This window comes from Nonomuraea sp. 10N515B, from assembly GCF_052245915.1.
In the GTDB taxonomy this organism is placed as follows: domain Bacteria; phylum Actinomycetota; class Actinomycetes; order Streptosporangiales; family Streptosporangiaceae; genus Nonomuraea.
In genome coordinates, this window is the sequence record NZ_JBQQBQ010000090.1 from 23,568 (window position 1) to 30,659 (window position 7,092).

The following is a 7,092-nucleotide window of genomic DNA, read 5'->3' on the forward strand; positions in this document are numbered from 1 at the left end:
TTCGCATCCCCTTGTCCCCGATTAAGAAAGGGAGGCGCTTGTGGTGTGCCTGTCCGACCTGCCCATCCCGGCCCCACGCCCCAGCTCGGCCCCACGTTCCACTTCGACCACGTCTCAGCCCTCCACCGCCTCGCAAGCCGGCAGGCCACCGCTGTCGGACGTGCAGGCGCTGGAAGCCATCTACCGCCGGTTGCTGAGCGACCACGGCGATTGGGGCGGCGACACCTTGGAGGCCATCAGTGACATCATGGTCCTGACCGGCCGCAGCGTCGTCGACGTCGAGGCGATCGAGGCGGAGATGCTGGAAAGCAGCGTCGGCTGGCCTATCGCCCGCGTCCACGCCGACCAGGTCACCGGCTACATCCACCAGGCGATCGACGGCGGCATCGTCGTCGACCTGTACACCCGCGACCAGGCAGCGGCTGACCGGCTGCGCGTCCTGGTCGACGGACAGCCGGTGTACGGCGGGCCGCTGCCCGAGCCGGTGGCGGCCGCGCGCCGAGCTCGGCCGTGATGGGTGCCCGGCAGCCGGGGAGCGAGCCGCTCTACCGCCTCGGGGACGTGATCGAGGTCGTCCGCCGAGGCGTGATCGTGGAGGTTGATCCGGACGATCCCGCACGGTTCGGCATCGCTTCCCCTGATCGGCCCTCCGGAGCTGACGCCTATTTCCGCACGGACGATGACAGGGTCAGGCACACGCTGGTGACCGCCTTCGAGTGGCCACCACTGCCGGGAGACACGTGGACGGACGCCACCGGAAAGGACTGGTTCGCCCACTCGACCGAAGACGGTGGGCACGGCATCGCCCTCACCAGCGAGTTCGGCGCCTGCTTCGAGGATGAAGACGGGCTCAAGACGGCGGACCAGATGTACGGCCCGTTCCGGCTGAAGACCTCTGGCAAGCGGCGTCGCGAACAGCCGAAGCAACGTCGGGAGCGGCCATGCTGACCGTGACCGCGGGGTCCGCCCGCCGTCTCGGTCGTTTCCGGCCAGACAGCCGCCGCGGCCGGAAGGAACGGCGCGGCCGGCTAGGCGGGTCGTCGATCGCCGCGGTGATCGGGAAGTCGCCGTGGACGTCGCCGTACTCGGAGTGGTGCCTGCAGAAGGGCCTCATCCAGCCTGAGCCGCCAACCGAGGCGCAGCAGCGCGGCCACTACCTGGAGCCTGGCATCCTCGCCTGGTTCAAGGATCAGCACCCCGAGTTCCGGGTGCGCCGGGGCGGCACGTACGTGCACGTCGCTCGCGACTATCAGCTCTGCAGTCCCGACGCGCTCTGCTGGCAGGACGGCGTGCTGGTCGAGGGGGTCGAGATCAAGACCGACGCCGACGCCTACGGTTCCGGGTGGGGCCGCCCCGGCACCGCTGAGGTGCCGATCTACTACCGGGTGCAGGTCGTCTGGTACATGGACGCGTTCGGCGTGAAGCGCTGGCGCATCGCCCTGCTGGACGGCCGCCTACAGTTCCGCGAGTACGTCATCGAGTACGACCCGGCCGAGGCGGCGCTGCTCCGCGATGCGGCCGAAGACTTCCTCGCGTCGGTGTTCTGGGACGAGATGCCCGAACTGGACGACCACCCCGCCACCTACATCACGGTACGCAAGCTGCATCCGAAGATCGATCCCGAGGCCAGCGTGCAACTACCGGGCGAGTTGGCGGCCGACCTGCACGCGGCCGTCCTCGGTGCTGACGAAGCCGAGAAGCACAAGCGGCACGTGCTGGCCCGCGTCGGCGACTACATGGGGCTCGCCCGCCGTGCCGTCCACAACGGCCGCCAGTACGCCATCCGCCAGCTTGCCGCCAACGGCGTGCCGTACGTGAAACCAGACCCGCACCTCGACAAGACGCCGCCGCCCGACACGGCGAACGAGAAGACGACGGAGGAAGCCGCATGAACGCCCGCCAGCCATCTGCCGCGCTAGAGCGGCAGATCGCTCAACTGTCCGACCTGGTGGTGGACCACGAGAAGATCCTGCGGGAAGCGCTGCCGGAGGGCATGTCAATCCGGCAGGTGATGCGCGATGCGCTCCAGCTCGTGCAGAAGACGCCGAAGCTGGCCGGATGCTACGACATGTCCGTGATTGGTGGCCTGGTCAACTTCGCGCAGCTCGGCCTGCGCCCGGGGGTCGGTGCGCTAGGCCACGGCTGGCTTCTGCCGATGTGGAACAACCGCGAGAGCCGCTTGGACGCCACGATGGTCATCGGCTACCGGGGATACGTGGCGCTCGGCTACCGTGACCCGGCCGTGCAGGCCATCGCCGCGCACTGCGTCTACACCAACGACACGTTCAAGCACGTCCTGCACGGAGCGCGAGGCACCGTCGAGCACACCATGGCCGAAGGCGACCGGGGCCTGCCCGACAGGTACTACGGCGCCGCCGTGGTGCGCGGTGTGGACATCGTCACCGAGACGTGGACGCAGGCGGACATGAACCTCCACCGCGACCGGTACGCGCTCGCCAAGAACCGGGAGGGCAAGCTCGTCGGCCCATGGGCGCTCGGACCGAACGGCTCGATCACCAAACAGGCGATCGAGATGGGGAAGAAGACCATGATCCGCGGGCCGCTCGCCAAGATGATTCCCGCCACATGGCAGCTCACCACAGCCGGGGCCATCGACGACGGCGGGGTGCGCGAGGACATCGACCCGGCCGTTGATCCTGTCACGGCGACAGTGCACCCGAACCGGCCCGAGGAGCAGCCCGAGGCCGACCCAACCCAGCAGGTCCGTGAGTCCGTCACGATCCGCGAGACCTTCCCCACGGGCGGGCTGACCGGCGATCAGGACCGCGCGATCGGCCGGCTCGTGCGCGACCGGAAGATGAGCCGGGAGGCTGCCCTGGACGTGGTGGAGAGGCTGTTCGGTGAGCGGAAGTCCGCCCGTCAGCTCACCGAGGAGCAGGCCGCTCAACTCATCGCCGAGCTTGGCAAGATCCCGCTGCCCACTATGAAAGGCGAGATCCTCACGCCCGGCAGGCCCTCTGCCGAGCCGGACTAGCCGGAACGCTCCTCAGTTCACCTTGCCCGCCAGAACGAACCGCACCCTCGGTTCCAAGCCCCCGATGTCATCCCGACGTCCCGGCCCGCCAGCGCGGAGCCGGGACTTTGTTTACCCCGAGGAGATTCGATGATCGCTCACAGTCCCCCCGGCGAGTTGGCCGTGCTGTATTACGACAGCATCGCCGGCGGCCGCCGCCGCAACGCCGACTACCTCCACATCTGCGACGGCGGCCCCTCGCTGGCCATCGCCGTCGCGGACGGCGAAGGCGACCACGCCGACGCCGCCGAGTGCGCACAGATCACCGCCCAGATCGCCGCCGCGGTGGCGTCCTCGACCGGCAACCCGGTCGAGGCGCTGCGCGCGGCCAAGACCTACGTCGATGAGCGCAACCTGCCTGTCCCGCCCGGTCAGGAGGGCGCCAGCACCGCCACCGTCGTGGCCATCAACCGCTACAGCGGCATCAGCCTGGCCTGGGCAGGGGACACGGCCGTCTGGGGCGTCACGCCGTCCAGCGACGTGGAGATGCTGACCGTGCCGTCCTGCCCGCCCTGGGCGACGCCGTGCAACGTCTCCCAGTCGCACGGCGGGCTGTGGCCGCACTCGCGCACCGTCGCGATCGAGCGCTTCGTGCGGCTCATCGTGGCCACGAGCGGGCTGACCGCGCACCTGCTGCCCCGAGACGACGACGAGCGGCTGATCGCGCTGACCGACCGGCTCAGCAAGCTCGCCGGCATTTACCAGGAAGGCGGCTACGCGCTGGCCCAGCTGCTGTGGCGGGCCGAGAGCAGCCGCGACCGCGGCAACGCCACCGTCGCCGTCATCGACCTGCTCGATCACTACCGGGAAGGAAAGTAGATGAGACTCCACACATCCACGCCCGCCGGCACCGCGGTCCGTTACGTCCCCGTGCGTGACCTGATCTGCGACCTGGTCCTCAACCCCAAGCTCGTGACCTTCGTGCGGGCCGGCGGCCAGGTCCTGCTCAGCGACCGCTACACCGTGTGGGACCTGGCCAAGCTGCGCCTCGACGTCGACGGCGCCAGCCTCAGCGTCGCCCACCTGCCAGGCCTGCCGCCGGACGGCACCTACACCTGGCACCGGACCAGCCCGCCCGAGCTGCTCGACCGGCGGCCGGCGCTCAATCTGGCGGCCAGGTGGGCCAGGTACGCCCGCACGGGCGGCAAGCCGCTGCGTCCGATCGACTGGTCACCGTGGTCGTATGAGTCGGCGCGGATCGGCGAGTTGCGTGGCAAGCCGGTCGCGGTCGACCGCGACTGGCTTGCCCGGGTCACTGAGCGGTTCCCCTTCTATCGCCTCGCCGGGCGGCGAACCACCCAGCACCTGGCCGTCCTCGACGACCAGGCACCCAGCCCGGTCGTCGGCGTCATCGCGCCGGTGAGCCTGGCGCCCGCCCTCGACGTGGACTCCCTCCTCCTGACCGAGGTGATCGACCACGGCATCGGCTGGAGCGACTACTGGAGCGACCACCGGCCTTCCTCCGCAACACCTTGCTGCTGAGCACGCGGGAGATCACCCATGACGCCTGAAACCGAAGCGATCATCCGCCAGGTCATCGCCGATGCCCGTCTCGCCGACGTCCGGGTGGACACCACACCGCTCCTGCGGCTGGATGAGATGACCGACGAGGACGCGGCCGCTGCGATCGACGCCGTCTACCGGACGATCATGTTCGACGGGCTCGACGCATGAGCCCCCGTATCCCCAAGCGCATGGCCGGTTGCCCCGTCCACGGCGGCTTGGCCCTGCCGGAGGTGGCGGCCCGGCACACCAACGACCGGCGGCCGCCGCTGTTCGGCATCAACCACCCCGGCCGCGTCAACAGCCTGCTGGCCGGCAAAGGCTGCGGCGGCTGCGGCCAGCCGCTGTCGACCAGGCCCGGCGGGAAGTACACGCTGCTGCTGCGGCCCGCGGACTTCACCCGCGGCTACTCCGCCGAGCCTGCGCTCCATCCCTCCGATTGCGCCCGGTACGCGATCGAGGCGTGCCCGCTGCTGATCCCCCGTAGGTTCGTGATTTCTGAAGGGTCTTTGAGCGCGAACCGAAGGGTGAGGACCGGCGGAGAGCTACTTCGGAGGACGCAGACCCATTTCGTGGGCAGGGCCAGCAAGGAGAGTCGGCCAGGGGTGAGGCGGCGGACCCCAGCCGCCTCCGGAACGGGACCGGAAGGACAAAGGCACCGTCGATACGTACTTCCCCGACGATTGGTCGGCAGAGAAGGCCGACAGGGCCACACCAGGGGCTTTCAAGAACGGCCAGCAGTTTGATCACGGGAACGGAAGGGGGCAGATGAGTAGGCGAATACCATGGAGTGAAGATCGTTGGACGGTATGATCCCGCGACCGGAAAATCTTTGAGGGCTATCCCGTAAGGCCCTCCGATCAGCCCGATCAGTCATGAAAATCAACGCCAATGTTGAGCACAAGAGGAGTTCCAGTGCACTTCTATCAAGACTCCGATCGGTCGATCAAGTTCTGCACGGAAGACCCGGAGCCCCCGGGGCTCGCCGATCTCGGCATGTGGCTGACCTTCGACATGGGATTCTCGTTCGACTGCTGCCTCATCGCGCTCTGCGCAGTCGACGACGCGCTGTCGGGTCGCAGCGAGACGGCCGGCTACGGCGGCAACCTCTACGACATAGACATGTCGAAAGAGACCGCCGTCTTCGCCTACGTGGACGACAGCCCGCCCACCTCGGTCCCTATGGCGGCGGTCAAGAGCGCGGTCGAGGAGTACTGGCGGTTCCTGCTCACGCTCCCCCAGGGCCCCCAGATGATCCGGACGTACCGCCCGGATCTGCCGTGGCATCTGGGGGCGCTGCTCTGGTGGGAGGAGCACCGTGAACGCCCGCATCCATACCGGGGAAGGCTCGAGGGGATTCCCGCCCAAGGCCCCTCTCGTCGACGCCGCAAATGACGCTGCACGGGAAAGGCTCGGACCGGGGAGGGAGCTCGCCCGGTCCGGGCCTTTTGTTGCGCCCCGAGGGGCGCGTTGTGTCGAGCAGCGGTCTTGTCTTCAGGAAATGGTGCCATGGGGTGGCTCCTGCAGGTCGCGATGACCCAGCGTTCTGATGTAGCGAAGAGCTCCGTTGACGGTGAGGCCGAACATGTCGCAGACACGGCGGAGATCACCTGCGCTTGCGCGGACTTCGTCAAGGATGCGATCTTCGCGCAGTTCTTGTGCACGGAAGCCGAGGACCTTGTTCACCCACTTGTAGGTCGTCTGGGCAACGCCCGTGGCGATCACGTGATTGATGAATACATGTGGATTGGCAGTATTGGGCCATCTCGACGACCGGTACTTGAGATAGGCAGCCAGTCGCACCCCAACCTGGGGTGCCAGCAGGATGACCTGATCGTCAATGTAGAGGCGGCCGTCGCGGAGATCGGTGAGCCGCATGCTGCGAAGTTGCCGTGGCCGCAACCCGTGAAAGATGAGCAGGCTGGCCATGGCGGCGCACACCGGGTCGTCGGACATCAGCGCGGTCCGCAGATCTGCTGGCTCGAGTGGCATCGGTATCTGCGTCGGAGGCATGCCGGAAGGGATCCGCGCGGTCGGATCCATGAAGACCAGCTTGCGGGCCTTCAGAACACGGAAGATGGCGCGAAGTCCTCCAAGGATGTCCGTGCGTCGAGTACCGGTCGATTCCAGGACCCGGAGTACGTCGTCTCGGGTGATCTCGCGCAGGGAGGTACGGGTGCGTGCCCAGATCCGCAGGATAGGCAGAGCGTTGGTGAAGTGATTGCGGGTGGTGCGATCCTGGCGGGGTCGCCGGCGAGGGTGCGTGGAACTGCCCTTGCGCATCACCTCGAACCACACATGCAGTTCGGCGTTCATCTGCTCGGGTAGTGTCTCGACGCGCTGCTCGAACCATCGGACGATGGCGGGGACGCGATCGTCATCCAGAAGTCCGGCCAGGTGTAACACTTCGATGGCAGGGCTGACGGGTCGAGGTGTGTCAGAGAAAATGCACCAGATCGGGTCTTAAATACCCATCAGTCGCGGGAGGGGTTATAGGGGATCCTGGCGTAGTTCTCGCCGGGCTGCAACCCGGGCCTCGTGTGCGTCCTTCAGCC

At 67.7% G+C, this 7,092-nt stretch carries 9 protein-coding genes; 8 read left to right on the top strand and 1 reads right to left on the bottom strand.

Features of this window, described 5'->3' with window-relative positions:
• Nucleotides 1-160: 160 nt before the first annotated feature.
• The 8 genes from ACTWQA_RS53845 to ACTWQA_RS53880 all read left to right on the top strand — a co-directional run bounded on the left by ACTWQA_RS53845 (nucleotide 161) and on the right by ACTWQA_RS53880 (nucleotide 5,932).
• A complete protein-coding gene (locus ACTWQA_RS53845; protein ID WP_443166585.1) occupies nucleotides 161-514 on the top strand; it encodes a hypothetical protein in 354 nt (117 codons plus the stop codon).
• Complete coding sequence (locus tag ACTWQA_RS53850; protein ID WP_443166586.1) at nucleotides 514-948, top strand: hypothetical protein; 435 nt, start codon at nucleotides 514-516, stop codon at nucleotides 946-948. Before ACTWQA_RS53845 ends, ACTWQA_RS53850 begins: the two co-directional genes overlap by 1 nt.
• On the top strand, nucleotides 942-1,892 hold the full coding sequence (locus ACTWQA_RS53855; RefSeq protein WP_443166587.1) for a YqaJ viral recombinase family protein: 951 nt from the start codon (nucleotides 942-944) through the stop codon (nucleotides 1,890-1,892). The genes ACTWQA_RS53850 and ACTWQA_RS53855 overlap by 7 nt, the downstream gene beginning before the upstream one ends.
• Nucleotides 1,889-2,995: a recombinase RecT gene (locus ACTWQA_RS53860; RefSeq protein WP_443166588.1), complete on the top strand. Its 1,107-nt coding sequence runs from the start codon at nucleotides 1,889-1,891 to the stop codon at nucleotides 2,993-2,995. Before ACTWQA_RS53855 ends, ACTWQA_RS53860 begins: the two co-directional genes overlap by 4 nt.
• A gap of 129 nt (nucleotides 2,996-3,124) precedes the next feature.
• Entirely contained in the window at nucleotides 3,125-3,853 is a 729-nt protein-coding gene (locus ACTWQA_RS53865; RefSeq protein ID WP_443166589.1) for a PP2C family serine/threonine-protein phosphatase, read from the top strand.
• The gene (locus ACTWQA_RS53870) at nucleotides 3,854-4,516 is read left to right on the top strand and encodes a hypothetical protein (RefSeq protein WP_443166590.1); all 663 of its coding nucleotides are present in this window, start codon (nucleotides 3,854-3,856) and stop codon (nucleotides 4,514-4,516) included.
• Between the two features lie 18 nt (nucleotides 4,517-4,534).
• Nucleotides 4,535-4,708 (top strand): hypothetical protein, encoded by a 174-nt coding sequence (locus ACTWQA_RS53875; RefSeq protein WP_443166591.1) that lies wholly within the window; start codon nucleotides 4,535-4,537, stop codon nucleotides 4,706-4,708.
• A 744-nt stretch (nucleotides 4,709-5,452) separates the two neighbouring features.
• On the top strand, nucleotides 5,453-5,932 hold the full coding sequence (locus ACTWQA_RS53880) for a hypothetical protein (protein WP_443166592.1): 480 nt from the start codon (nucleotides 5,453-5,455) through the stop codon (nucleotides 5,930-5,932).
• Between the two features lie 99 nt (nucleotides 5,933-6,031).
• Here the strand turns inward: ACTWQA_RS53880 and ACTWQA_RS53885 are convergent, their stop codons facing one another.
• Complete coding sequence (locus ACTWQA_RS53885; RefSeq protein ID WP_443166593.1) at nucleotides 6,032-6,943, bottom strand: hypothetical protein; 912 nt, start codon at nucleotides 6,941-6,943, stop codon at nucleotides 6,032-6,034.
• Nucleotides 6,944-7,092: the final 149 nt, after the last annotated feature.